The sequence below is a fragment of the Kitasatospora sp. GP30 genome (assembly GCF_029892145.1).
Taxonomy (GTDB): Bacteria; Actinomycetota; Actinomycetes; order Streptomycetales; family Streptomycetaceae; genus Kitasatospora; species Kitasatospora acidiphila.
Window position 1 is genome coordinate 1 of record NZ_JARZAH010000017.1, and the last position, 25,165, is coordinate 25,165.

21 protein-coding genes and 2 pseudogenes are annotated in these 25,165 nt (G+C 70.1%); 15 read left to right on the forward strand and 8 right to left on the reverse strand.

All coding sequences use genetic code 11. The annotated features are described in order from the left end of the window. A partial coding sequence (locus tag P3T35_RS22970; RefSeq protein WP_280707512.1) for a hypothetical protein occupies nt 1-196 on the forward strand: 196 nt, incomplete at its 5' end. A 563-nt stretch (nt 197-759) separates the two neighbouring features. Here P3T35_RS22970 and kdpB (P3T35_RS22975) read toward each other — a convergent pair. From kdpB (P3T35_RS22975) to P3T35_RS22985, 3 genes and pseudogenes are all read right to left on the reverse strand, one after another. Then, nucleotides 760-2,880 carry a potassium-transporting ATPase subunit KdpB gene (gene kdpB, locus P3T35_RS22975; protein WP_101378622.1) on the reverse strand — a complete coding sequence of 707 codons (2,121 nt, stop codon included), beginning with the start codon at nt 2,878-2,880 and terminating at the stop codon, nt 760-762. A 284-nt stretch (nt 2,881-3,164) separates the two neighbouring features. After that, entirely contained in the window at nt 3,165-3,905 is a 741-nt protein-coding gene (locus P3T35_RS22980) for a hypothetical protein (protein WP_143676698.1), read from the reverse strand. 126 nt (nt 3,906-4,031) lie between these two features. Beyond that, a pseudogene (locus P3T35_RS22985) lies at nt 4,032-5,150 on the reverse strand (universal stress protein); the annotation flags it as partial. An 840-nt stretch (nt 5,151-5,990) separates the two neighbouring features. Between P3T35_RS22985 and P3T35_RS22990 the strand changes: the two are divergent. From P3T35_RS22990 to lysA, 12 genes and pseudogenes are all read left to right on the forward strand, one after another. Beyond that, entirely contained in the window at nt 5,991-6,284 is a 294-nt protein-coding gene (locus P3T35_RS22990) for a hypothetical protein (RefSeq protein ID WP_101378620.1), read from the forward strand. Continuing rightward, nucleotides 6,281-7,615, forward strand: a complete 1,335-nt coding sequence (locus tag P3T35_RS22995; protein WP_101378619.1) for a hypothetical protein — start codon at nt 6,281-6,283, stop codon at nt 7,613-7,615. Before P3T35_RS22990 ends, P3T35_RS22995 begins: the two co-directional genes overlap by 4 nt. Next, entirely contained in the window at nt 7,612-8,316 is a 705-nt protein-coding gene (locus P3T35_RS23000) for a hypothetical protein (RefSeq protein ID WP_143676697.1), read from the forward strand. Before P3T35_RS22995 ends, P3T35_RS23000 begins: the two co-directional genes overlap by 4 nt. Then, nucleotides 8,313-9,011, forward strand: a complete 699-nt coding sequence (locus P3T35_RS23005; RefSeq protein ID WP_143676696.1) for a hypothetical protein — start codon at nt 8,313-8,315, stop codon at nt 9,009-9,011. Before P3T35_RS23000 ends, P3T35_RS23005 begins: the two co-directional genes overlap by 4 nt. A gap of 236 nt (nt 9,012-9,247) precedes the next feature. Then, nucleotides 9,248-9,400: a hypothetical protein gene (locus tag P3T35_RS23010; protein WP_180356279.1), complete on the forward strand. Its 153-nt coding sequence runs from the start codon at nt 9,248-9,250 to the stop codon at nt 9,398-9,400. Beyond that, on the forward strand, nt 9,397-9,486 hold the full coding sequence (gene kdpF / locus P3T35_RS23015; RefSeq protein WP_101378616.1) for a K(+)-transporting ATPase subunit F: 90 nt from the start codon (nt 9,397-9,399) through the stop codon (nt 9,484-9,486). The genes P3T35_RS23010 and kdpF overlap by 4 nt, the downstream gene beginning before the upstream one ends. Nucleotide 9,487: 1 nt before the next feature. Beyond that, entirely contained in the window at nt 9,488-11,149 is a 1,662-nt protein-coding gene (gene kdpA, locus P3T35_RS23020; RefSeq protein ID WP_101378615.1) for a potassium-transporting ATPase subunit KdpA, read from the forward strand. After that, nucleotides 11,149-13,272: a potassium-transporting ATPase subunit KdpB gene (kdpB, locus tag P3T35_RS23025; RefSeq protein WP_101378614.1), complete on the forward strand. Its 2,124-nt coding sequence runs from the start codon at nt 11,149-11,151 to the stop codon at nt 13,270-13,272. The genes kdpA and kdpB (P3T35_RS23025) overlap by 1 nt, the downstream gene beginning before the upstream one ends. Before the next feature lie 19 nt (nt 13,273-13,291). Continuing rightward, complete coding sequence (gene kdpC, locus P3T35_RS23030) at nt 13,292-13,906, forward strand: potassium-transporting ATPase subunit KdpC (protein ID WP_101378613.1); 615 nt, start codon at nt 13,292-13,294, stop codon at nt 13,904-13,906. A 27-nt stretch (nt 13,907-13,933) separates the two neighbouring features. Further along, a pseudogene (locus P3T35_RS23035) lies at nt 13,934-15,049 on the forward strand (universal stress protein); the annotation flags it as partial. A 795-nt stretch (nt 15,050-15,844) separates the two neighbouring features. Continuing rightward, the gene (locus P3T35_RS23040; protein ID WP_180356278.1) at nt 15,845-16,183 is read left to right on the forward strand and encodes an SAV_915 family protein; all 339 of its coding nucleotides are present in this window, start codon (nt 15,845-15,847) and stop codon (nt 16,181-16,183) included. 131 nt (nt 16,184-16,314) lie between these two features. Further along, nucleotides 16,315-17,694 (forward strand): diaminopimelate decarboxylase, encoded by a 1,380-nt coding sequence (lysA, locus tag P3T35_RS23045; RefSeq protein WP_101378611.1) that lies wholly within the window; start codon nt 16,315-16,317, stop codon nt 17,692-17,694. A 145-nt stretch (nt 17,695-17,839) separates the two neighbouring features. Here the strand turns inward: lysA and P3T35_RS23050 are convergent, their stop codons facing one another. After that, nucleotides 17,840-18,175 (reverse strand): SAV_915 family protein, encoded by a 336-nt coding sequence (locus P3T35_RS23050; RefSeq protein WP_101378610.1) that lies wholly within the window; start codon nt 18,173-18,175, stop codon nt 17,840-17,842. Between the two features lie 63 nt (nt 18,176-18,238). Then, complete coding sequence (locus P3T35_RS23055) at nt 18,239-19,210, reverse strand: diiron oxygenase (RefSeq protein ID WP_101378609.1); 972 nt, start codon at nt 19,208-19,210, stop codon at nt 18,239-18,241. A 142-nt stretch (nt 19,211-19,352) separates the two neighbouring features. On the opposite strand from P3T35_RS23055, the gene P3T35_RS23060 reads away from it, so the two are divergent. Together P3T35_RS23060 and P3T35_RS23065 are read left to right on the forward strand one after the other, a co-directional pair. Beyond that, nucleotides 19,353-20,180, forward strand: coding sequence for a 2-amino-3,7-dideoxy-D-threo-hept-6-ulosonate synthase (locus P3T35_RS23060; RefSeq protein WP_101378608.1), 828 nt, complete (start codon nt 19,353-19,355; stop codon nt 20,178-20,180). An 84-nt stretch (nt 20,181-20,264) separates the two neighbouring features. Next, nucleotides 20,265-21,371, forward strand: a complete 1,107-nt coding sequence (locus P3T35_RS23065; protein ID WP_101378607.1) for a 3-dehydroquinate synthase II — start codon at nt 20,265-20,267, stop codon at nt 21,369-21,371. Between the two features lie 73 nt (nt 21,372-21,444). Here the strand turns inward: P3T35_RS23065 and P3T35_RS23070 are convergent, their stop codons facing one another. Genes P3T35_RS23070 through P3T35_RS23080 form a run of 3 tightly spaced genes read right to left on the reverse strand, consistent with a single transcriptional unit; the run spans nt 21,445 to nt 25,153 of the window. Continuing rightward, entirely contained in the window at nt 21,445-22,920 is a 1,476-nt protein-coding gene (locus P3T35_RS23070; protein ID WP_101378606.1) for an FAD/NAD(P)-binding protein, read from the reverse strand. Nucleotides 22,921-22,965: 45 nt separating this feature from the next. Further along, nucleotides 22,966-24,021, reverse strand: coding sequence for an AfsR/SARP family transcriptional regulator (locus P3T35_RS23075; RefSeq protein ID WP_180356277.1), 1,056 nt, complete (start codon nt 24,019-24,021; stop codon nt 22,966-22,968). Nucleotides 24,022-24,076: 55 nt separating this feature from the next. After that, complete coding sequence (locus tag P3T35_RS23080; RefSeq protein ID WP_101378604.1) at nt 24,077-25,153, reverse strand: arylcarboxylate reductase; 1,077 nt, start codon at nt 25,151-25,153, stop codon at nt 24,077-24,079. Nucleotides 25,154-25,165: the final 12 nt, after the last annotated feature.

Here is a 25,165-nt window from a genome sequence, read left to right on the forward strand (position 1 = left end):
CCACCCCCTTGGCGATCAGAGCGAGGACGGCGAACACGAGGACCGTGAGGCCGACGAAGACGAGATCGAGCATGAGCTCCACCAGTTGCTTCAGGGACTTGTTGGCCGCTGGCTCCCCTGGAGGCGGCTGGCGGCACCGGCGGAAGACCGGCCGGAGCAGGAAACCAGCTGTTTCCGGCGCGATGGGGATTCCTGACGCGCTCCATACGGGGGGTCCCGAAACGTTGACGCGACCCTTATATCCGCGTCATGCATCCGAGACCTGGGATTGGCCGGAATGTGTTCTAGGCTGACAGCAGTGGTCTGAAGGGGCATCAGCTGCCTTGCGAGTCAACCGGAGTGCGTGTCGAATGGGTGGGGGAGCCCGGTGCCCGGGCAGGCCGAAGCCCCGGGATCCGGTGGATTCCCAGGGCTTCGGTGGTGCGGAAACCGGCGCCGGTGGCACGCGGCGCCGGGGTTCGGGAAGCCGGGAGCCGGGCTGGCGGCCGTGGTTCGCCCGCTACGTGCGGCGAGCGTTCCTCTCGGGAAGCGCAGACGGGCCGCTGCTGCCGCCCGTCTGCGCCGAGCACTCGGTCTGTTGCCGAAGGGAGGTACGGCCTTGCCGAAGTGCGCTGGTGACCGTCGCGGCAAGCGCGCATCCACGGATGCGGCGGACAGCCGTGGCGAGGTGCCGGCCGGTTCACGTCGTTCATTCAAATCCACTGGCAGCGGCGGGACAAGCTCGATCCAGATGCTCTGATGAGTCCTTGACGCGCCGGTTCAGAACAGGAACTGGACGACCAGCAGGTCGATCAGCTTGATGCCGATGAACGGCAGGATGAGACCACCGAGGCCGAAGACCCGCAAGTTCCGGGCGAGCAGGTCGGCCGCGGAGGAGGGCTTGTAGCGCACCCCGCGCAGGGCGAGGGGGATCAGCGCGATGATGACCAGTGCGTTGAAGATGATCGCCGAAGTGATCGCCGAGGTCGGACTGTGCAGGGCCATGATGTTGATGTCGCGCAGTCCCGGATAGGCCTGGCCGAACATGGCCGGGATGATCGCGAAGTACTTGGACACGTCGTTGGCGATCGAGAACGTGGTCAACGCGCCGCGAGTGATGAGGAGTTGCTTGCCCACCTGGACGATCTCGATCAGCTTGGTGGGGTTGGAGTCCAGGTCCACCATGTTGCCGGCCTCCTTGGCAGCGGAGGTGCCGGTGTTCATCGCCACCCCGACATCGGCCTGGGCGAGGGCCGGGGCGTCGTTGGTGCCGTCGCCGGTCATCGCGACGAGCTTGCCCTCGGCCTGCTCCCGCCGGATGAGGTCGAGTTTGTCCTCGGGGGTGGCTTCCGCAAGGAAGTCGTCCACGCCGGCCTCCCGCGCGATCGCGCGAGCGGTCAGCGGATTGTCGCCGGTGACCATCACCGTGCGGATGCCCATCCGGCGCAGCTCGGCGAAGCGCTCGCGGATGCCGTCCTTGACCACGTCCTTGAGTTGGACGATGCCCAGGACCCTTACCCCGTGGCGGTCGTGGACGGCGACCAGCAGCGGAGTGCCGCCGTTGGCCGCGATGATGTCGACGGCCTCCAGCACCGCTCCCGGCACCAGGCCCCCGCGCTCGTAGACCCAGGCGGAGACGGCCGCCGAGGCGCCCTTGCGGACGTGGACGGTTGGCGCGCCGGGCCAGTTGAGGTCGACGCCGCTCATCCTGCTCTGGGCGCTGAACGGCACGAACTCCTTGTGCCCGCCCTCGGCCCGCTGCCGCAGGCCGTACTGCTTGGCGAGGACCAGGATGGAACGGCCCTCGGGCGTCTCGTCCGCGAGGCTGGACAGCTGGGCGCCCTCGACCAGTTGGACATCCGGGATACCCGGGGCGGGAAGGAAGCGGACGGCCTGCCGGTTGCCGAACGTGATGGTGCCGGTCTTGTCGAGCAGCAGGGTGTCCACGTCGCCCGCGGCCTCGACCGCCCGGCCGGACATGGCGACGACGTTGCGCTGGACGAGGCGGTCCATGCCCGCGATACCGATCGCGGAGAGCAGCGCGCCGATGGTGGTCGGGATCAATGCCACCAGGAGCGCCACCAGAACCGGGGTGGACTGTTCGGCGCCCGCGTAGACTGCCATCGGCTGCAGGCTGACCACGCAGAGGATGAACACTATCGTCAGCGACGCCAGCAGCAGGTTGAGCGCGATCTCGTTCGGCGTCTTCTTCCGCTCGGTCCCCTCGACCAGGGCGATCATCCGGTCGAGGAACGTCAGTCCGGGCTTGGAAGTGATCCGTACGACGATCCGGTCGGACAGCACCCTGGTGCCGCCGGTCACCGCGGACCGGTCACCGCCTGCCTCGCGGATCACCGGCGCCGACTCGCCGGTGATCGCCGACTCGTCCACGGCCGCGATGCCGTCGACCACGTCCCCGTCACCAGGGATCGTCTCGTCGGCCTCCACCACGACGACGTCGTACAGCTGGAGGTGTTCGGCGGGCACCGTCTCCTCCTCGAACCTGGTCAGGCCCACCCGCCAGTGGCGCAGCCGCCGCGCCGTCGTGCTGGTCCTGGCGCGACGCAACGACTCCGCTTGCGCCTTGCCCCGGCCCTCGGCGACCGCCTCGGCCAGGTTGGCGAAGATGACCGTGAGCCAGAGCCAGCCACTGATCAGCCAGGCGAACAGACTCGGCGAGAGCACGGCGCAGACTGTGGTGAGCGCGGAGCCGACCTCCACCACGAACATCACCGGATTGCGCACCATCAGCCGCGGATGAAGCTTGCGCAGTGCCTCGGGGAGCGCTGTGAGCAGCTGTCCCGCGTCGAAGAGCGCACCGCCCGCGCGGTGGCGGTGATGGGCCGGCAGCGGAGGCGCCGAACCAGCGGCAGCAGCTTCGTCGGGAGCGAGGGAGGACATGCGGCTCAGCCAACCGTGCGACGTCGACGAACTGACCTTCTCTGACGACATCCTGACGCTGTGCCAGCAAGGCTTGTCGGAGCATTGACACGACGAAGCGGATGGGAACGGAGCCGGGGCCGGGACGGTGCGGTGCAAGAGCCACGGCATCGGTGCCGACGCGGGCGGAGCTTCTGCTCGGCCCGGAGGTGGCGGTCACGCGCTGACCCTGGCAAGGATTCGTCCGAACCCGGCCGCGCCCTGGCGGAAGCGGCCGGCTTCGCCCCCCTGCACGAGGAGGTGGTCTACCGGGTTGGCCGAACGAACTGAATTCCTGTGCCGTTTCCCAGACTTGAGGTGACGGCAGAGGACGCGGCCCGGACACAGCCGAGGAGTGATGCGGCGGATGACCAGCCTCCGGAGCGCCAGAGCAGCAGCTGCGTTCCGTCGGCCCGCCAGCTGAACGGCTCCGGGGCGGCGAGCAGTTCACCCACCCCGGCAGCCGACAGCGTGCTCTGGCCGTGGTGCGCATCGCGACCGTAGGCCTCGTAGTCCGCGTCGAACCGCGCCACGCCGGTCTGGACGCGGCTGTCCGGGATCGGCTCCACGACCCGGACGGAGTGGAAGGCCGGCTCGTGCCGCACCTCGGCGGCGTCGACCGGTAACGGCAGGGTGACCAGGGCGATGCCGTAGAAGTGGGACGATCCGTTGTAGCGGCACGAGTAGCCGGCCGACGTCACCGGAAGCCCCTCCAGCGTGCCGGCGACCTGGTCCGTCAGGCGCTGCGCGGACCCGTAGTGGAACGGCGGGCCGGGAAGGGCAATGCGCGAGGCGGTGAACGAGGGCCGGGCCGTGAAACCGTGACAGGAGATCAGGACGTTGCCGATCGCCCTGGTACGGCGCTGTTCTCGTAGTGCAGGGAGCCGGGGCGCGGCGAGCACGAGGGTGGCCAAGCAGACGAAGAGCAGGATCGGGATGATGACGCCCATGGCGCCTCCACTGGTTGAGGTCCTGTCGGCACCTGCCCGTCCGCGGTGGGCGCGCATGTGCGACCTTCTCGCCGACCAGACTTCCCGGCACACCACTCACCGACGGTACTCGGCTGTAGACGATGCGCAAGGGTGCCGGGCCATCCGGTCTCACCGCGGCCTGCGGGACCGGTGACGCCAGTGACCGCGGCGGGCTGCCTCATGGGTCACCATGTGGACGTCGATGTCGCCGGAGAGGTCGACCGTGGTCTCGCCGATCCCGGGGCCGGCCAGGAAGCGGTTGAGCCGCCCGCGCCTGCTGGTGCCCAGGACGAGTTGGGTGGCTTCGTGCTCGCGGGCGAACGCCAGGAGTGAGGTGGGGACATCGTCAGCAGTGACCTGATGGAAGGTCCCGCCCAGGTCCTCCACCAGCGAGCGCTGGGCCGCCAATGTGGAGGACGGCTCGCCCGCCGCCCGGCCGTCACCCGGCGCCACGTGCACGGCCAACAGGTCACCGCCGCCGGTGCGTGCGGCGATCCGGGCGGCGCGGCGGATCAGGGTGCCGCCCTCGGGGCCGCCGGTGAGCGCCACCACCACCCGCTCCCGGGTCTCCCAGAGCTTGTGGATGCCGTGCTGCGCACGGTAGTCGTGCAGTCGCTCGTCGACCCGTCCGGCCAGCCAGAGCAGCGCCAGCTGGCGCAGCGCCGTCAGATTGCCGAGCCGGAAGTAGTTGGCCAGCGCGGCGTCCACCTTCTCCGGTGAATAGACGTTGCCGTGCACCATCCGGCGCTGCAGCCCCTCGGGCGCCATGTCCACCAGTTCGATCTGCTCGGCCCGGCGGACCATCTCATCGGGGACGGTTTCGTGCTGCACCACACCGGTGATCTTCTGAACCACGTCGTTCATCGACTCCAGGTGCTGGATGTTGACGGTGGTGATGACCTCGATGCCCGCATCCAGCAGCTCCTCGATGTCCTGCCAGCGCTTGGGATTGCGTCCACCGGGAACGTTGGTGTGGGCGAGCTCGTCAACGAGGGCGACCTGAGGCCGGCGGGCGAGGACCGCATCGATGTCGAGCTCGGTGAATTCCGTCCCTCGGTAGGTGCGGTGGGTGCGCGGAACGATCTCCAGCCCGTCGAGCATGGCGCCGGTCCGCTGTCTGCCATGGCACTCCACCAGGCCGACCACCACATCGGTGCCGCGCGCCTTGCGCCGCAGCCCCTCCTCCAGCATGCGGAAGGTCTTGCCGACCCCGGGGGCCGCGCCGAGATAGACCTTGAACCTGGCCCGTCCCAGGCGGAGCCCCGTCGAGGAACTGGGCACCGTCTGCCGTGCCACCGTGCGCCTCCCGTCGGCCTGCACCACATCGGTCCCGAGTGGACCTGCTCGCTCATCCCGCGCTCGGGGTGCCTCCAGCGTGACCAGGACCGTGTGAACAACCTGTTCTCCAGCCTAGGACGGATCCGCGCAGGCCCACGACGCGGACTCTCCTCGCCACGCTCTCCGCCCGCCTGTCCGCCGCCAACGGGGCGGATCCGGCGCAAGGGATTCGTTAACATCCTGCTGTGCCGCTTGCGCGCGACGCCGGGCCTGCCCACCGCAGACCGGGAGGTGCAACGATGCGCCGGTACACGACAACGGGCCCGCTCTCGCCGGTCTGGGCGGCCCTGGTTCCGGCTCGCCCTCAGTGCCGTGTTGCTGCCGCTGCGCGACCACCTGGCGAACACCAACGTGGCCCTGCTGCTGGTCGTCGCCGTTGTGGCGGTTGCGGCCGTGGGGCACCGGCTCGCAGGCGTGGTGGCGCACTCAGCGCCGCGGCCTGGTGTGACTTCGATGGCGTCGGCCTATCGACGCCATCGACGGCCGCCACTGGCTCCGGTACTGCAACGGCCTGACGAGGCCTCAGCTCTTGGGCTGCGGCCTCGTCTCCTGTCGTGGCCGGTGAGGGTCTGACGCTGGCACCGGCTGCGCCGGCGGGACCAGCCCTCGCCGCCGACTCCACTACTGGGCGGGCCACGGCTCGGCATGCTCGCGCGGGGTAACCCTTCTCGCGATCTTCTTTGACGAGACATTGACTCCGTTACCAGGCAAGCCATCTGACGGGCTGTCTACTGTTGTATCCCAAAGCTACCGGTCACGACGAAACTGGCGGTATACGGGGACATGTCAGACTTCACGGTGGATACGGAGGCACTCGCGAAGCTCTCGAAAGACCTCCAGGGGTGCGCCGAGGAGCTCGAACACGGGTTGCAGGTACTCAGGGCAACCGACGCCGGCGGGCTCGGCTTCGACTTCCTCGACGGCTCCTGCCACCACTTCCAGGGCAAGTGGGAGTACGGCTTGAAGAAGGTCCGCGAGTGCGTCAAGGAGCTGCACGAGGGCCTTGACCAGGCACAGCAGAACTACGTGGGTACCGAGCAGTCCGTGGCCGACTCGCTGCAGGGGAGCGCCACATGACGGGGCATCGGGCCTGGGCGGGCCTTGGTTTCGACCCGGCGCCGGGTGACCAGGCGGTGGTGACCGGCCTCAGTACCAGTCTGCGGACCGTGGCCGCTCATCTGGTCAGCGTGCACGGCACGTTGAGTCAGATCGCTGCAGGCCAGGGTGAGTGGACCGGCGACGCCGCCCAGGCGTTCGCGGGCCACCTGGGCAAGCTCCCCGGCTACCTGCAGGACGCCTCCGACTCGATCACTCAGGCGTACCAGGAGCTGGACAAGTGGTATCAGTCGCTGACCGCGAACCAGCCCCGGGCCGTCGTGCTGGACGACCAGGCGGTGGCCGCTCGGCAGGCGTTGGCGCAGGCCGAGACCGACCACCGGACCGCCGCCGCCTCGGCCGACCTGCAGCTGGCCGGTCAGCAGTTCCCCGACCAGGCCTCGCTGCAGAACGCCCAAGTCCGGTACAACACGGCCAAGGCGCAGCTCGATGCGGCTGCCGGCAAGGTGCAGAGCGCTTCCGAAACGGTTGACTACTACGTCGCGCGGGGCCACGACCTGGCCGCCGCCCACGAGACGGACGCGCGGCACACGGCCGGCCAGATCCGCGCGGCCGCCGACAGCAAGGCCCCGCCGGAGCCCGGCTTCTGGCAGAAGGTCGGGCACTGGCTCAACCAGCATGGGGCCGACATGCTGTCCGTGGCCGCCGCCCTCACCGGAGTTGCAGCCATCTTCTTCCCGCCACTGGCCATCGCCGCCATCGCGCTCAGCGCCGGCGCGGCGGCGGCGCACGCCCGGCAGTACGGACTGAGCGGACTGTGGCCACCGAACGCCAACAACATCGGCAACGACCTCACACTGGCCGGCGACCTGCTCGGCGCCGTTCCCGGGGTCGGGCTGGCCGGCAAGGGCCTCCAGGCAGGCTCGAAGGCGGCGGAGGGCGTGCGCGCCACCGAGGGCACCGTCGCCGCCGTCAAGGCCGGCGCCAAGGCCGGCACCAAGGAGATCTATACGTCGGCGAAGGGGATCGACCCGTCGTCACCGCTGCTGAGCAAGCCGACCGAATGGGCCGCGGTGAAGCTGGGAGCGTCGAAGTCGACGGCGATCGACATCGCCGACGGCGTGCAGGCCACTACCACAGTCGCCCTGACCGCGCCGACCGCCTACTCCCTTTTCGTCGACAACCCGGGCCCGGGTCTGGCCACCGGGGTCAACTACACAACAGGGGCCGGCAATGCGATCGGTGGCTCGGGGTCGGTCACGGGACTCAAGCAGCAGCGGATCCAGGGCACGGTGGGTACCCTGCTGACGCTCGGCGACCTGGTGGGCGTCGGTGTCTGGTGGTCCCGGTGACCGATCAGAGCATGCTCACAGGGGGCGCAGTCGGGCCGGCGGTCTGGTTCGAGGCACCCGTCGGCTTCACCGAACTGCCACTCGACATCGACCCGGGCAACCGAACCACCCTGATTCTGGAGGGACTTGACGCGCTCTATCCGCAGGTTCCGGTGGAGCAGAAGCTCAGTGCGACGCTCAGCGCCGAGGCGGGACTGCGGGCACAGCTCGCACAGGGACTCAGGTACGCCGCGAGCTGCCTCTACCGAGCGAGCGACGGCCGCGTGATCCACGGACTGTTCCAGCTCTCCGTGCGGGCCACGGCCACCGGCGAGCCGCTCACCTTCGCGCAGCGTGGCGCTCCTCGCCTCGCCGCGGCCCGGCCGCACGCGGAGGTGGGGGTGCTCGGCCTGCCGTGCGGACGGGTGCTGGTGGCCACCGAGGACCACATGGTGCGGGTGCCCGGGACGACCTTCGGGGTCGCCGAGGACAGCGTGGTGACGCTTCGTCAGCTGGAGGCACTGCTCGCGCACCCGGACGGCCGGCACCTGGTGGCGGTGGTCTTCAGCACCGGGGACTTGGACTACTGGGAGGAGTGGCTGCCCGTGCTCGCCAACGCGCTGAGCGGGCTCTCCTTCTACCCGCCGCAAGCCGACGGCCCGCCGCCGCCCGGCACGACCGGAGACATGGGAATCGACCGGATCCGGCAGGCCTTCGGATGAGCGAGAACGCCGAGACCGGCCCTGGAGCGGTCGCCGACGGCTCGGCGGGTGACGCTGCGCGTCAACGCCTCTTCCCGGTTGGGGACTTGGAACGGCACAACCGTAGGCGGGCAAGCGGCTGGCAAGCGGTGCTGACTGCCACCGGGGTGGCGGTGTTCGCGCTCGGCGGCCTCTTCGGGCTCGTCGTTGCCGAAGTCTATGTGAGTGCCTGGGCGATGACCGGCCTGGCAGCGTGCTACGCGCTGCTGCTGGTGTTCGGGCTGCTGGCGCTGGCCGGCACGGAGGCGGGCTGCCAGACGGGGTTCGCCGCACTGCTGCTTGCCTTTGTCAGCTGGCTGGCCGGCGCCTCGGCGGCCGACCAGCTGCCGCTGGCCCTGCACGGGCGGACCGCCGACGCGAGGGTGGTCTCCGTCGAGCACACCGTGGTCGACCGCAGTCAACGCTGGCAAGCCACACTCCTGCGGTCCGACGGCACCCCGGTCCCGGGGCCGCGGCTACTCGACTCCACCGAGCGGTTGCACCCTGGCGACACCGTCCACGTGGTGTACGACCCGGGCGGCACCGTGGCTCCGAGGCGTCCAGCCGACATTCATCCGGCGCGCGACGCCGCATGGTCGATCGCCATCGCAGCGGGCCTCCTCGCCGTGATCGCTTGGGCTGGCCTGCGCGGACACCGGCGACGGAGCAAGCCGTAGCGCACCCTTCGGTGTACCGAGCCCGTGCGGGTCGGCGCACCGGCCCGCGCCGTCGTCCCGATCCACGTGCACAGGGCGATGGGCGCCGCCGAAGCCCGCGATCTTGTGACGAGGTCCCTGGGCCCGTACATGGCGCACCTGTCGGATGGTGCAGACAGGCCCGGCGTGCCGGGCAAGTGACGGCACGAAGCCTTGAGGCGACCCTGACGGCTGCTCGAACGGACTAGGTAAAGGCGGTGAGCGCGGACCCGCTATCCGAGAATCTGGTGTACCGGCTGTTACGTTCGGTTACTGGATGGAGTGCGATGACGGACTTGGTCTTCATCGGTGTCACGGTCCTCGTGTTCGGCGTCCTTGGTCTGATCGCCAAGGGTGTGGAGCGGCTGTGACGGGCGACAACATCCTGGGGCTGATCGTTTCGGCGATCGTCGTGGTGTACCTGGTCCTCGCGCTCATCCGCCCGGAGAGGTTCTGACGTGGATGCCGCACTCGCCGGCTCTCTGCAGGCGCTGGCCCTGGCCGGCGCGCTCGCCCTGTCGTATCGCCCGCTGGGGGACTACCTGGCGCGGGTGCTGACCAGCGGCAAGCACCTGCGGGCCGAGCGCGTGGTCTACCGGCTGATCGGGGTGAACGGGGACTTCGACCAGTCGTGGACGGCGTACCTGCGCAGTGTCATCGCCTTCTCCGCCATCTCGGTTCTCTTCCTGCACGCCTTCCTGCGCCTGCAGAACCACCTGTGGCTGTCGCTCGGCTTCCCCGCCGTCCGGCCCGCGTTGGCGTGGAACACCGCGGCCTCCTTCGTCACCAACACCAACTGGCAGTCGTACTCGGGCGAGTCGACCATGGGCTACCTGGTGCAGATGGCCGGCCTGGCAGTGCAGAACTTCCTGTCCGCCGCCGTGGGCATCGCCGTCGCGGCGGCACTGATCCGGGGCTTCAGCCGCGACCGGACGGACCGGGTGGGCAACTTCTGGGTGGACGTCACCCGGCTGACCCTGCGCCTGCTGCTCCCGGTGTCGGTCGTCTTCGCGGTGGTGTTCGTGGCGGCGGGCATGGTCGAGAACCTGCACGCGTTCAGTGGGATCACCACGGTGAGCGGCGGCCCGCAGACCATCACCGGCGGCCCGGTGGCCTCCCAGGAGGTCATCAAGGAACTGGGCACCAACGGCGGCGGCTTCTACAACGCCAACTCCGCGCATCCGTTCGAGAATCCCAATCCGCTGACCAACTGGCTGGAGATCTACCTGCTGCTGGTGATCTCGTTCTCGCTGCCCCGGACCTTCGGCACCATGGTGGGCGACCGGCGCCAGGGCTACGCCATCGTCGCCGTGATGGCGCTGATCTGGATCGGCTCGGCCGGGCTGCTGACACTCTTCGAGTGGCAGCACCACGGCAGTGCGCTCCAGGCGGCCGGGGCCGCGATGGAGGGCAAGGAGGTGCGCTTCGGGATCCCCGGCTCCACCCTGTTCGCGAGCTCGACCACCCTCACCTCGACCGGCGCGGTCGACTCCGCGCACGACTCGTACACGGCGCTGGGCGGTGGAGTGCTGCTGGTCGACATGATGCTCGGTGAGATCGCCCCCGGCGGTACCGGCTCCGGCCTGTACGGCATGCTGATCCTGGCCATCGTGACGGTCTTCGTCGCCGGACTGATGGTCGGCCGCACCCCCGAGTACCTGGGAAAGAAGCTCGGCGGCCGGGAGATGAAGTTCGCCTCCCTCTACATCCTGACCACCCCGGCGGTCGTGCTCGTCGGCACCGGCACGGCGATGACCTTCCCGGCGGAACGGGCCGCCATGCTCAACAACGGTGCGCACGGTTTCTCCGAGGTCCTCTACGCCTTCACATCGTCAGCCAACAACAACGGCTCCGCCTTCGCCGGGTTGACCGCCACCAGTACCTGGTGGTTGACGGCGCTGGGTCTGGCCATGCTGTTCGGCCGGCTGCTGCCGATGATCTTCGTGCTGGCGCTGGCCGGGTCACTCGCACGGCAGACCCCGGTCCCGGTGACCGCCGGTACGCTACCGACCCATCGTCCGCTGTTCGTGGGGATGCTCTTGGGCGTGGTGCTGATCGTGGTCGGGCTCACCTACTTCCCGGCCCTGGCACTGGGGCCGCTGGCGGAGGGGCTGAGCTGATGACCGACCCCGTTGTGCCCGAGCCGGCCGACCCGACCGACCCGACCGAGCCGCACCGGGTCTCCGGCGGGCTGCTGAACCCGCGCCAGCTGGTCGTCGCCTTCCCCGACGCGGTGCGCAAACTCGACCCGCGGGTGATGGTCCACCACCCGGTCATGTTCGTGGTGGAGATCGGCTCGCTGCTCACCACGTACTCGGCCATCCGGCACCCCAGCGTGTTCGCCTGGCTGATCACCGTGTGGCTCTGGCTGACGGTGGTCTTCGCCAACCTGGCCGAGGCGGTCGCGGAAGGGCGCGGCAAGGCCCAGGCTGACACCCTGCGCCGGACCAGGACCGAGGCCGTCGCCCGGCGGATCACCGGGCCGTGGCGCCCCGGTACCACGGAGGTGGCCGAGGAAGCGGTGCCGGCCGCCGAGCTCAGGCTCGGGGACCATGTGATCGTGGAGGCCGGGCAGGGCATCCCGGGCGACGGCGACGTGGTCGAGGGCGCCGCCTCGGTCGACGAATCGGCGATCACCGGTGAGTCCGCGCCGGTCATCCGGGAGTCCGGCGGTGACCGCTCGGCCGTGACGGGCGGGACCAGGGTGCTGTCCGACCGGATCGTCGTGAAGATCACCTCCAAGCCCGGCGAGACCTTCATCGACCGGATGATCGCCTTGGTCGAGGGCGCCGCCCGGCAGAAGACGCCCAACGAGATCGCGCTGAACATCCTGCTCGCCTCACTGACCATCGTCTTCCTGCTGGCTGTGGTCACCCTCCAGCCGATGGCCTCGTACGCCGGCGCTGAGCAGACCATCGTGGTCCTGGTGGCCCTGCTGGTGGCGCTGATCCCGACCACCATCGGCGCGCTGCTCTCCGCGATCGGCATCGCGGGCATGGACCGCCTGGTGCAGCGCAATGTGCTGGCCATGTCGGGCCGCGCCGTAGAGGCGGCGGGCGACGTCTCCACCCTGCTGCTGGACAAGACCGGCACCATCACCTTCGGCAACCGGCAGGCAGCCGAGCTCACCCCGGTCGGAGGGGTCGAGGTGGAGCAACTCGCCGACGCGGCACAGCTGTCCAGCCTCGCCGACGAGACCCCCGAAGGCCGGTCGATCGTCGTGCTGGCCAAGGAACGCTACGGATTGCGCGGCCGGACCGAGGCCGAGATCGGGCGCGCCGAGTGGATCGAGTTCTCCGCTCAGACCCGGATGAGCGGCGCCGACTTGAGCGAGGACAGCGGTGTCCGGCGGATCCGCAAGGGTGCGGCCAGCGCGGTCGCCGGCTGGGTGCGGGACAACGGCGGCCTGCCGGGCCCGGAGGTCGGGCCGCTGGTCGACGGCATCTCCGCCGCGGGCGGCACGCCGCTCGTGGTGGCCGTCCAGCACAGCGGTGAGCCGGCCCGGGTCATGGGCGTCATCCACCTCAAGGACGTGGTCAAGCACGGCATCCGGGAGCGGTTCGAGGACCTACGGAAGATGGGCATCAAGACCGTCATGATCACCGGCGACAACCCCCTGACCGCCCGGGCCATCGCGGGAGAGGCCGGTGTCGACGACTTCCTCGCCGAGGCCACGCCCGAGGACAAGATGGCCCTGATCCGGCAGGAACAGGGCGGCGGCAAGCTGGTCGCGATGACCGGTGACGGCACCAACGACGCTCCCGCCCTCGCCCAGGCCGACGTCGGCGTCGCGATGAACACCGGAACCACGGCGGCCAAGGAGGCCGGGAACATGGTGGACCTGGACTCCAACCCCACCAAGCTGATCGAGATCGTCGAGATCGGCAAGCAACTGCTGATCACCCGCGGCGCGTTGACCACCTTCTCGATCGCCAACGACGTCGCCAAGTACTTCGCGATCATCCCCGCGATGTTCGCTAGCGTGTACCCCGGTCTGAAGCACCTGAACATCATGGGTCTGCACAGCCCGACCTCGGCGATCACCTCGGCGATCATCTTCAACGCGCTGATCATCGTGGGGCTCATCCCGCTCGCCCTGCGCGGCGTGCGCTACACGCCGTCCTCGGCCTCTGCGCTGCTCGCCCGCAACCTGGGCATGTACGGCGTGGGCGGGCTGGTCTCGCCGTTCGTCGGCATCAAACTCATCGACCTGGTCGTGCAGTTCCTACCCGGACTGCACTGACGGCAAGGAAGCCACGCCCATGCCACGATCCCTGACGGCCCTGGTCCGGGTGCACCTGACCGGTCTGCGCCTGCTGCTGGTGTTCACCGTGGTGTGCGGCCTGGCCTACCCGCTGCTGATCACCGGGTTCTCCCAGGTCGCCCTCTCCCGGCAGGCCAACGGCTCGCAGCTGAGGCAGAACGGGCAGGTCGTCGGCTCCAGCCTGCTCGGGCAGACCTTCAACCTCCCGAACCAGGCTGGGCCGGACCCGAAGTGGTTCCAGCCGCGCCCGTCGGCCGCCGGCACCAACGGCTACGACCCGACCGCCTCGGGGGCGTCCAACCTCGGACCCAACGACACCGGCCTGACCGGGACGATCAGGAACCGCCGGGCGGCGATCGCCGCCTTCGACGGCGTGCCCGGCAGCCAGGTCCCACCCGACGCAGTCACGGCCAGCGGCTCCGGCCTCGACCCGCAGATTTCTCCGGCCTACGCTTATGAGCAGGTCAACCGGGTGGCGAGGGTGCGCCGACTGGACCCGAACACGGTTCGACAACTGGTCCGGGACCACGTGCAGGGTCGCATCCTGGGGTTCCTCGGCGAGCCACGGGTGAACGTCGTCACCCTGAACCTCGCCCTCGCCAGGCTCGGCTGACCAGAGCCTGCCGGGAGGAGGCGTTCGATGACCGAGCAGTCCGGCTCGCATCCCGCGTCCGGGATCCGTCCGGGCCGCGGCCGATACAAGATCTACCTCGGCGCCGCACCCGGGGTGGGCAAGACCTACCGGATGCTGGACGAGGGCGTGCGCCGCATGTCCCGTGGCACCGACGTGGTGGCCGGGTTCGTGGAATGCCACGGTCGGCAGCGCACCGAGGCCATGGTGGACGGGTTGGAAGCAGTCTCACCGACCCACCGCGCCTACCGCGGAACCGAGTTCACCGAATTCGACGTCGAAGCGACCCTCGCCCGCAGGCCGCAGCTGGCCCTGGTCGACGAGCTCGCCCACACCAACATCCCCGGAGGGCGGAACACCAAGCGCTGGCAGGACATCGAGGAACTGCTGAACGCGGGGATCGAGGTGATCAGTACCGTCAACATCCAGCACCTGGAGTCGCTCAACGACGTGGTCGAGAAGATCACCGGAGTGCCGCAACGGGAGACCGTCCCGGACGAGGTGGTCCGCGGGGCCGACCAGATCGAGCTGGTCGACATGCCACCGGAAGGCCTGCAACGCCGCATGGTGCACGGCAACATCTACTCGCGCGAGCGAGCGGACGCCGCACTGGCCAACTACTTCCGGCTCGGCAACCTCACCGCGCTCCGCCAGCTTGCCCTGCTGTGGCTGGCCGGACGGGTCGACGAGCGGCTGCACGGCTATCGCGCGGAGCACGGAATCGGCGATCTCTGGGAGACCAGGGAGCGGGTGGTGGCCGCCCTCACCGGCGGGCCCGCGGACGAGAACCTGATCCGCCGAGCCGCCCGAATCGTTGACCGGGCCAGGGGCGGGGACCTGCTGGCGGTCCACGTCGCACACAGCGATGGCCTCACTCACGCGGCTCCGGACGCCTTCGTGGCGCAGCGACGGCTGGTCGAGAGCCTCGGCGGCACCTTCCACTGGATCATCGGCGACGACATTCCCGCAGCCCTGCTCGACTTCGCGCGCGCCCACAACGCCACCCAGCTCGTGCTCGGCACCAGCCGCCGCGGGAGATTCAACCGCTTCCTCACCGGCCACGGCATCGGCGAGACCACCATCGACCTCTCCGGCGACATCGACGTCCACATGGTCACTCACGAGTCCCCCCGCCGAAGCCGCGGGCGCCCGGTCGGCGACGGACCAGGCGAGGAGGTGGCGGAGGGGCCCGTCGGCCGTGCCCCTGGGGGTCAAGGTGTCGCAGGTTCAAATCCTGTCGCCCGGACCAGCGGGCTTCCGCAGGGCAGAGGCCGTTTCCAGCAATGAGGTGAGAGCGGCCTTCGTGTGCGTGCCGCGGGGTGGTGGTCGCCGGCCAGGCGTTCCCGCGCAGGAGGCCGGGGGATCGTTCATCATCCGGCAGGGGAGACCGTCGGCTCGGCCCTCATCGGCCAGAACATCCCCCCAGGGCTTGCGCAGCGCCTCGGGCAGGGCGAGCCGGAGCTGCTTGGGTTCGAGCATTCCGGCGCCCACTCTGCGGGACACGGTGCGCGGTTCCATCACACGCCTGCGGTGCTCCCGGGCAGCGTGTCCGTCACCCGTTCGGCTCTGCCACTGTCAAGATCCCGTCAGGGCAGGCCCGTTGCGTGTAGTCCATGCGTCAAGGCCTGGTGCCATCGGCGCGCGGAAGCACTGCACTGGAGCTGCGGGCAGGGCCTGCGGGAGGCCCGCACCGCGACTGGAAGGAAGCGACACGCCTTGAACGACTACCAGGTCGTCTCCGTCGACCCTGACGAACGCGAGCCTCGGCTCCCCCAGAAGCAACACAGCCGCACGTCTGCCGCGCACTGCCGTTTCGCGATGCACCACGAGGGCTGACGACCGGTCAGCGGTCGGACGCGACAGTACCCGCCCGGAACCGGCGATCCGCAGAATCATTCTCCTGCCCTTGAGGAACGTGTGATGACCACCGAAGACACCGCACTCGACGAGCCCGACGAACGCCCGCTTCGCTTCGTGCCGGTCCGCACGCCCGTGGGCGGCGCGCAGGTGCTGCGACTGTTCCGGCAACGCGACGGCAGCCGCTGCGCCGTCGCCTTCAGCAGCGTCGAGGCCCTACGCGCACTGCTCGGGCCCGGCCAGAAGTCGGCCGAGCTGACCGAGCCCGCGCTGCGCGAGCTCACCGAGCCCCTCGGTATCCGCAGTCTGATCCTTGACCCTGGACTCGTCGCGCCCCCGGCCGTGGGCGACCCCGTTCCGGCCGCCGCCGAACCCGAGCGCCGGCTTGAGCCCCAGTGGTGACGCCGAATCATCTTCCCCGTCGGGTCGACGAGCCGGACCTCGCCTCGCTGGGCCCAACGCGCCGACGGCGGCACCCGAGCCTGTGCGCTCGCCCGCCGGTCTCCATCCGTACCGATCAGGAGCACCGTGTCATGACCACCTTGTCTGCTCTTCCGCCCAATGGACAGCCGTATGCCGGACCCCGGCAGACCGGCCGCCCGGTCGTGGACCGGCCGCTCGGCAGCCCCTGGCCCGCCTCCGCACGGCTCGGGACGGGCGGCGAACTCCTGGTGGGCGGGGTCGGCCTGGCGGAGGCCGCCGACCGCTTCGGCACCCCGCTGTACGTCCTGGACGAGGCCGAGGTCCGGGCCCGCGCCCAGGCCTACCGGCGGGCCCTGCCGAAGGCCGAGGTGTTCTACGCCGCCAAGGCCTTCCTGTGCAGTGCCATGCTCGACTGGATCGCCGAGGAGGGGCTCGGACTTGACGTCTGCTCGGCCGGCGAGCTCCGGCTCGCCACCGCCGCAGGCTTCCCACCGCACCGCATCCTGCTGCACGGCAACGCCAAGAGCCCCGAGGAACTTCGCCTCGCCCAGCGGCTGCGGGTCGGCCGGATCGTCATCGACAGCCTCTCCGAGATTCCCCGGCTGGCCGCCCTCGCCATCGCCGACACTCCGCAGCGCGTGCTGGTCCGCGTCCTGCCCGGCGTCGCAGCCGGGCACCACAGCGCGGTCCGCACCGGCATCGACGGGCAGAAGTTCGGCTTCCGGATCACCGGAGGCGACGCGGCCGAGGCGATCGACCGCATCCTCTCCCAGCGCAGCCTGCAACTCGTCGGCCTGCACTGCCACCTCGGTTCCCAGATCACCGACACCGGGCCCTATCTGACCGCCCTCGACCGTCTGGTCGAGCTCCTGGCGGACATCCGGGACCGGCACGGTATCGAAGTCCCCGCACTGGACCTCGGCGGCGGCCACGGCGTCCGCTACCTCCCCGAAGACCAGGAGCTGGACCCGATTCGCTTCGCCACCGAGGTCACCCGGCACCTCGCCACCCGCTGCGCGGAGCACGATCTCGCCGTGCCCCGCCTGCTGGTCGAGCCCGGGCGGGCGATCGCCGCACCCGCCGGGGTCGCGGTGTACCGGGTCCTGTCGGTGAAGCACACTGCCGACGGGCGGGCCTTCGCGGCCGTCGACGGCGGAATGAGCGACAACCCGAGGCCCGCGCTCTACGGCTCCGCGTACACCGTCGGGATGGTCGGCCGCGCCTCCCACGCCCCGGCCGCCGTCTTCGACGTGGTCGGCCGGCACTGCGAGGCAGGCGACGTTCTGGTCCATGACGCCGAGCTCCCCGCCGACCTGCGGCCTGGCGACCTGCTGGCCATCCCCGCGGCCGGCGCGTACCAACTCTCCATGGCCTCCGGCTACAACCTGGTCGGCCGTCCGGCGGTCGCCGCCGTCCGCGACGCGCGGATACGCCTGCTGATCCGCCGGGAAAGCATCGAGGACTTCCGCGCCCGGGAGGTCGGCCGGTGATCGCCAGCCACAGGGGTGGCCAGGTCGTCGGGGCGGTCCCGCAGTAGGAGCGCCTGCTCTGTGCGGGCCCGGTCCTGGACGGTCAACGGACGCGGCGCCTGCAGGACCGCTATCCCGCGTGTGCGTCGGAGACGGGTGCGAACATTCACCGCTGAGAGGGAACGGGGTCCGGGTGGGCGGGGGTTGGGACGGGGGGTGCGGCGGCGACCGGCTGGGAGATCAGTCGCGGGTCCACGACCAGGGCGGCGCCGAGCGGCTCCGCCAAGGCCCGCAGCGCGGACTCGGAGAGCCGCACGAACTGCTGGGTCGGACCGAGCAGTTCGGTCAGTCGTTCGGCGGAGCTGAAGGCGACGGCGCAGCGGCGACCGTCGCGCTGCCGGAAGAACCGGAGTGCGCAGCCGACTCGACCGGTCCGGACCGGGACGTACAGCGCGGCAGCGCGTTCTTCGAGTTCCCGAGGACCCGGGTCGGCACTGGTCACGGCTGGCGCTCCAGATCCTGCTAGGGCGGTGGTGGGGGAGGGGCCCCGGCGAACAGAGGGGGCTCAGGGACGCTCGGTGCCGGCCCCCGCGAGGCTCTCCACCGCCCAGCCGAGGTCCAGTGGGCTGGACTCGTCCATACCGGCCCACAGCTTGGCCAGCGGCCGGTAGTCGCGGCGCAGGATCCTCGAACCCGGTTGCTCGTAGGCCTCCTTGAGGGCGTCATGTGCCCGGGGGGCGTCGACCAGGTCGGCGATAGCGTGCCAGAGGGTGAAGTCCTTCTCGGAGAACTGGCGGGCCGCCTCCACCATCATCGCCATGAAGTACCGCTGCCGGTCAGCATCGAGGCTCTCGAAGACTCCCGTCGCGAACTCGGCCGCGATGGAGCCGTGGCACTCCTCATCGCGCCAGTGGATGGCCGCCGTCGCGCTGTTGACCGGTTGGATGTCCTTGTCCTTGGCGGCCAGCTCCAGATATCCGCCGATGGCCACCTCGACCACGGTGGAGAAGGCGAGTTGGATCAGGTCCCGCTGCCACTCGTGGTCCGCCTGCGTCCTGAGCACGTGATGCCGGGCGACGAAGTCGGACAGCGGGAGCGCGCGGGAGTCCAAGGTCCAGGGGCGGCGGTTGTCCTGCATCACCCGGGCAGCGTTCAGGTGCAGGAGCGAGTGGTACTGCTCGTCCACTGTCGCCTGGACGATCGCGGTCTGGGCCTGCCGGCCGCCGACGACCGGGAACCGTCCACTCAGGACACCCGCGAAGGCCGGGGCCACGATCTCGCTCTCGATCTCGATGGTGAACTTGTGGAAGGCCAAGCCGGCGAAGAAGAGCATCTTCTGGATCGTCTCGTCCTCCAGGGCGTCCAGGACCGGATGGCCGTGGAGGGGCGTCATGAACAGCGGGAAGTCGGGCCGGTCCTTCTCGAACAGATCGTTCAGCTCCGGTTCCGGCTTCTTCACGACGGCCCGCCGGTGCCAGTTCGTGGCGAGCCTGCGCATGACGGCGCTCTCGACAGGGGATTCCTGCTCGAAGTTCACGTGTGCTTCCTTCCGCCTTCGTGGGGCAACACGTTAAGAAGGGCCCGGTATCACCGAGGTATCCCCCCGGCTGAAACGCAGGTGATATGTGTGCACCGGCAGGCTGTTCCCACTCGAACCCGACCGGCGAGAAGGAGCAGTAGTGCCCTCACACCACTCGTTCGCCCGGCAGCTGCGCCTCCAGCGGCTGCACCACCATGACGAGGAACGGCTGCTCGTCGTCCCGCTCGACCACTCCGTGACGGACGGCCCCATCGCGTCGGGGGGCAGCCTCGACCTGCTGGTGGGGCGGCTGGCCACCAACGGCGTTGACGCCGTGGTGATCCACAAGGGGGTGCTCGGCCACGTCGACCCGCAGTGGTTCACCCGGACCTCGCTGATCGTCCATCTGAGCGCCAGCACCCAGCACGCCCCCGACCCCGATGCCAAGTACCTGGTCGCGACCGTGGAGGAGGCGCTGCGGCTGGGGGCGGACGCGGTGAGCGTGCACGTGAACATGGGCTCGGCGCAGGAACGCGAGCAGGTCTCGGACCTGGCCCGGGTGGCCGAGGCCTGCGATCGCTGGAACCTGCCGCTGATGGCGATGATGTATCCGCGCGGGCCGAAGATCGGCAACCCGCAGGATCCGGCCCTGGTGGCACACGCCGCCCGGCTGGCAGCCGAGTTGGGCGCGGACCTCGTCAAGGCTCCTTACGTCGGCTCGGTCGCGGACATGGCCGACGTCGCCCGGGCCTGCCCGGTCCCCGTGATCGTCGTCGGCGGCCCCCGGCGCGAGGACAGCGGCTCGGTGGTGAGCTTCGTCGAGGACGCGCTGCGCGGCGGCGCGGCGGGTGTGGCCATGGGGCGCAACGTGTTCGAGGCACCCGACCCCGGGGCCATGGCCCGCCGGCTGTCCTCCGTCATCCATCGCGACCTCGGACTCGCCGTCCCCGAGAGCGCGCTGGAGATCTCCGGCTCCGACCGCGGCTGACGGTGAAGGCCGTACCCAGCACCCCCTGGGTTCACCGAAGTTACGAATGACCAGTTGGAACACACGTCAGAAGGCGGGAATCTCGTGAAGCTGTCCTGGTTGGACATCCGGGCGATCAAGGGAGCCAAGAAGGCGATCATCGAAGAGGCGGTGCACCAGCGGATCGACGGCATCGTCACCTCGAACCTCGCCGACCTCAAGGGGCTGCCGCCCACGGTGAAGAAGGTCTACCTGCCGCAGGGCAAGGACCTGCCCGAGGACCTGGCCCCGGCCGATGTGGTCATCCTCGCCCCGGGCCAGGACGGCAGCCGTGCGGCGCTCGCCAAGGCCCACCCCACGGTCGAGTTCGGCCGGTTCGTCGAGATCGTGGACGCGGACACCCTGGAGGACGCGTGCCAGTCGGCGCGGACCGAGCCCTGGAGCCTGCTGCTGTTCCGCGACCCCACCAAGATCCCGCTGGAGATCGTGATCGCCGCCGCCGCCGAGTCGAAGGGCAACATCATCACGGTGGCCAAGGACGTGGAGGAGGCCCAGATCATCTGCGGGGTGCTGGAGCACGGGTCCGAGGGCGTGATGATGGCTCCCGAGGCGGTCGGCGACGCCACCGCGCTCAAGGCCGCCGCCGAGACCCAGCCCGCCGAACTGGCGCTGGTGGAACTGGAGGTCGTGCGGACCGAGCACATCGGCATGGGCGAGCGGGCCTGCGTGGACACCTGCTCGTACTTCCGCAAGGACGAGGGCATCCTGGTGGGCTCCCACTCCAAGGGCATGATCCTCTGCGTCAGCGAGACCCATCCGCTGCCCTACATGCCCACCCGCCCCTTCCGGGTCAACGCCGGCGCGATCATGTCCTACACCATCTCCGGCGAGAACGGCCGCACCAACTACCTCAGTGAGCTGCAGGCCGGCAGCAAGCTCCTGGCCGTCGACGTCAAGGGCCAGACCCGGGTGGTCACCGTGGGCCGGGTCAAGATCGAGTCGAGGCCGCTGATCTCCATCGACGCCGTCGCCCCCAACGGCCAGGGCGTCAACCTGATCCTTCAGGACGATTGGCACGTCCGGGTCCTCGGCCCCAACGGGACCGTCCTCAACAGCACCGAACTCAAGCCGGGCGACAAAGTCCTGGGCTACCTGCCCACTGCGGACCGTCACGTCGGCTACCCCATCAACGAGTTCTGCGTCGAGAAGTAGCCGCGGCAGCGGACAATGGTGGGGCGGGAGTGCAACTGCACTCCCGCCCCACCATTTCGTCGATGACCGGGAATCAGAAGCCGGAGAGCAGCGCCTCAGTGACGGCGGGGGTCTGGGCGACCAGGCCGGCGATGCTGGACGTGATGAAGAGGCTGTGCCCGGCGATGTCACCCAGGGCCAGTAGCCGCGGGTCAGGGCGTCCGTCGACGACCAGTCGGCCGGTCCCTGGCTCGGTGCCCAGGCCCCCGGTGCCGCCCAACTCGGCTGCGCCGGCCTCGACCAGCGAGCGCACCAACCCCTCGGCGCAGTCCGGCGTCGCGTACGGCGTCGCGTTCACCGCGTTGACCACGACGTCGGCACTGAGCCGAGCGCGACCCGTGGCTTCGATGCCGAAGCCCCCGCCCAGGGCGGGCTCGATCCGCTCCACGCCCTCGACCAGTTCCAGCTGTCCCGCGTCGTGGAGCGCAAGCAGGGTGGCGGCGTTCACCGGGACCATCGGCGAGCAGAGGCTGGAGACGATCCGGAAGTGGGTCTCCTGCAGCTCCTTCCGTTCCCGTTCGGGGAGCAGGCCGAGCGCCAGCGGCCCCAGCGAGCGGACGAGCCGCACCAGGACGCGGCGGGCACGCTGCTCGGAGCCGACCTCGCCCAGCTGACGCCGCAGCCGCTCCGCCGGGTGTTCCGTCCAGGCCGCACCGATCTCGGCGGCCAACTGCTCCGGGTCCTCGCCGAACTCGGCGAGCTCGGCGCCGAACAGCGGCTTCAGCTGGTGCAACGTCAGCTGTCCCTGCTCGGCGAGTTCGAGCAGTCGGGCCCGTGAGAGGTGCTTCGGCTGGAACGGGAATCCGCGCTGCTGGACGTGGGGGAGCAGCCCGTGGCGGGACAGCAGGGTGATCCTTCCCCGGTGCTCGCGCGCCGCCAGGCAGACGGCCACGTCGACCGCCGTCAGGCCGCTGCCGACGACCGCGACGTCCGCGTCGGCGGCTATGCCGTCCAGGGTGTCGGCCAGCGGGTAGGGGTCGAGGACGAACCCCGGTGTACCGGCGAGACGGTAGACGTCGCGGGGGCTACCCGCGCCCACGCACAGCACCGCGCGGTCCACCCGGTGCTTCGCACCGCCGGCGGTGTGCAACTCCACGCGGGCACCTGGCCGGGTCTCGGCCCCGGTCACGCGTTCGGCGATCAGCTGGACCTGCCAGCCGCGGCCGCGCAGCGTCCCGATCGCTGCCTCGGCGGTCTCCTCCAGGTAGTCGCCGTAGACGGCGCGCGGAGGCAGCGGCTGGTTCAGCTGGGGGTCCAGGTGGCGTGCTGCGTCCTTGGGACGGGAGCGCAGCCAGTCGGCGAAGTGGGCGTCGTCCCCGTGGCGTGCCGACATCTGCTGCGGCGGCAGGTTGACCCTGACCTGTTCCAGGTCGCGCGCGTAGGGCTGCCCGCGCCAGGGCTGCGGGGACGGGTCGAAGACGGTCAGGCGGCCCGGTTCGGACTCCTGCCGGGACAGGGCGTCGACCAGGCAGGCGGCGGCGGCGCCGGCGCCGACTATGGCAACATCCATGGAAACCTCCTTTGTCGGGGCATGCGTAGGAACGGAGGCGAGCGCTCAGGACGCCCTGTTCCTGGTCAGGCTGTTCCTGCTCAGGACGTGGGCACGGGCGGGGCCGGCAGCCGAGGACGGGAGGCGGTCGAAGTTCCCCAGGAGGTACTGGCGGGCGGCATAGCAGGTGCGCAACCAGGCGTTCTCCCATTCGAGTTGATGGAGAAGATCGCTCTTGCGGTCCGGTGCGGCCCACGGCCGGGCCGCCGGCCGCAGGGAGGTCGCGACGGCCGACTGCTGCGCTGCGGGAGGTTCGTCTCCGGGGGTGGGCTCCGGGTCGAGGAAGCGGCTGGTGTCGAACGACTCGACCAGCCGCGGGTCCTGCGCCAGGATGTCCTGCTGAAGGCGGCGAAGTGCCGACCCCGGCTCGATGCCGAGTTCCTCGTCCAGCCGGTGTCGAAGGTTCCGGTAGACCTCCAGCGCCTCCGCCTGCCGGTCGGAACGGTAGAGCGCGAGCATGAGTTGGGCGCTCAGCCGTTCGCGATAGGGGTAGGCGGACGCCTGAATGAAGAGCTCACCGACGATGGTTCGATGCATCCCCTGCTGGAGTTCCAGATCGAAGCACTCCTCGAGGGCGGCTGCGCGCTCCTCGCTGGCCCGCGACACCACGGCCTGCAGCAGAGGGCTTTCGAGCCCGTCGGCCGCTGGCCCGCGCCACAGGGCCAGCGCCGCGCGGAACAGCGCGGCGGCCCCCACGGTGTGCCCCGAGGCGGCTGCCGCGCGCCCGCGGCCCAGCAAGTCCTCGAACCGCACCAGGTCGCAGGAGTCCGCCGTCGCTTGCAGCAGGTAGCCGGAGGAGTGCGTCCGGATGGCATCCTCCAGGCCCAGCCGGGCGAAGGTCCGGCGCAGCCTGCACACGCAGATGCGCACCTGCGCCAGCGCGGTCGAGGGCGGCATGTCGTCCCAGATCGCCTCGACCAGCCGGGACACCGGGACGACCTGGTTGGCATGGAGCAGCAGCATGGTCAGCAGGATCTGCTGGCGCGCGCCGACCACGGTGAGGGATCCACCGGGATGCTCCACTTCGAGTGGGCCCAGTACCCGGAACTGATGATCGGCCATGTGGTAATCCCGCTCTGGACATGCGGACGCGTGGCCCGCTGGAGACTGCGGTCGGTCAGTAGAGGCCCTCGGGGGAAGCCTGGGTGATCTGCAGCGGCTCGACGTTGGCGACGGCATCGCACGGCCAGCTGTCGCCGGTCGCGTGGCGGACGGCTCGGTCGCGTTCGAGGACGTTCGGCAGGAGCAGGTCCTCGTGCAGGACGGTCAGCCGCACCCGGCCGACCTGTCCGTAGTCCACGCTGCGGGTCCAGTCGTCCTTGCGCACCACGGCGAAGGTGACCTGCGGGTAGGGCGGTACGTAGGGGAGCAGGGCGCCGTCCCCGGACGGCGGGAGGCCCATGCCGCTGCCGAGGGTGTTGCCGTAGGTCAGGCCGAGGGGCTTGCCCTCGATGGCGGCACTGAACTCGCGGTACATGTCGGGCGTCACCTGGGTGCCGCCGATGCGGACGCCGTGCAGGCGCCCCACCAGGTCGGGGTGGCGGCGGTGCAGGACCTGGAAGAGCGCGGGTGTGGTGCTGAGGTAGTCGACCTCGCACTTGCCGAGCACGTCGGCGATCTGTTCCAGCAGGTGGTCGGTGTAGGACTGGGCCCCCTTCAGATCACCGGCCCGGATCAGCCGCTTGACCCAGCGCGGGTCCATGTCGATCCCGTACACGGTGGCGGCGTAGTCCCTGGCCAGGGCCAGCGTCGTGGTACCGATGATGTGCGGACCGGTGGGTCCGGCGTGCAGCCAGGACCTGCCCGGCTCGAACCCGCCCACCTCCATCGCGCGGCAGCGCCAGTCGATGTTGTGGGCGAGCATGGCCTCTGTGTAGAAGACCCGGCAGGGAGCGCCGGTCGTGCCGCCGGTCTCCCACACCTGGCCGGCCAGCGGCCGCGGCACCGCCAGCGGGACGAGGTCCGCAGGGTCCAGCTCGCGCAGCTCCGTCAGCGGGAACGGCCCGAAGGCCGACAGCTCGGTGTAGCTGGTGACGTCCAGCGGGTCGAAGGGGAGCTCGGCGGCGCGCTTGAGCCAGTACGGGCTCCCGTGCTCCGGGTCGAAGTGCCTGCGCAGGACCCGGCGGGTCCAGTCGTCCAGGTCCAGCGAGAGCCAGCGGTCGGTGCGGGTCAGGTATCCGGGGGGTGTGGACATGATGGCGCCGTC

What these genes read in the sequence shown, in the direction of transcription:
- kdpB (WP_101378622.1), bottom strand. Translation starts at nt 2,880, where the DNA reads ATGTCCTCCCTCGCTCCCGACGAAGCTGCTGCCGCTGGTTCGGCGCCT.
- P3T35_RS22980 (WP_143676698.1), bottom strand. Translation starts at nt 3,905, where the DNA reads ATGCGCGCCCACCGCGGACGGGCAGGTGCCGACAGGACCTCAACCAGT.
- P3T35_RS22990 (WP_101378620.1), top strand. Translation starts at nt 5,991, where the DNA reads ATGTCAGACTTCACGGTGGATACGGAGGCACTCGCGAAGCTCTCGAAA.
- P3T35_RS22995 (WP_101378619.1), top strand. Translation starts at nt 6,281, where the DNA reads ATGACGGGGCATCGGGCCTGGGCGGGCCTTGGTTTCGACCCGGCGCCG.
- P3T35_RS23005 (WP_143676696.1), top strand. Translation starts at nt 8,313, where the DNA reads ATGAGCGAGAACGCCGAGACCGGCCCTGGAGCGGTCGCCGACGGCTCG.
- kdpB (WP_101378614.1), top strand. Translation starts at nt 11,149, where the DNA reads ATGACCGACCCCGTTGTGCCCGAGCCGGCCGACCCGACCGACCCGACC.
- kdpC (WP_101378613.1), top strand. Translation starts at nt 13,292, where the DNA reads ATGCCACGATCCCTGACGGCCCTGGTCCGGGTGCACCTGACCGGTCTG.
- P3T35_RS23040 (WP_180356278.1), top strand. Translation starts at nt 15,845, where the DNA reads ATGACCACCGAAGACACCGCACTCGACGAGCCCGACGAACGCCCGCTT.
- lysA (WP_101378611.1), top strand. Translation starts at nt 16,315, where the DNA reads ATGACCACCTTGTCTGCTCTTCCGCCCAATGGACAGCCGTATGCCGGA.
- P3T35_RS23070 (WP_101378606.1), bottom strand. Translation starts at nt 22,920, where the DNA reads ATGGATGTTGCCATAGTCGGCGCCGGCGCCGCCGCCGCCTGCCTGGTC.
- P3T35_RS23075 (WP_180356277.1), bottom strand. Translation starts at nt 24,021, where the DNA reads ATGGCCGATCATCAGTTCCGGGTACTGGGCCCACTCGAAGTGGAGCAT.
- P3T35_RS23080 (WP_101378604.1), bottom strand. Translation starts at nt 25,153, where the DNA reads ATGTCCACACCCCCCGGATACCTGACCCGCACCGACCGCTGGCTCTCG.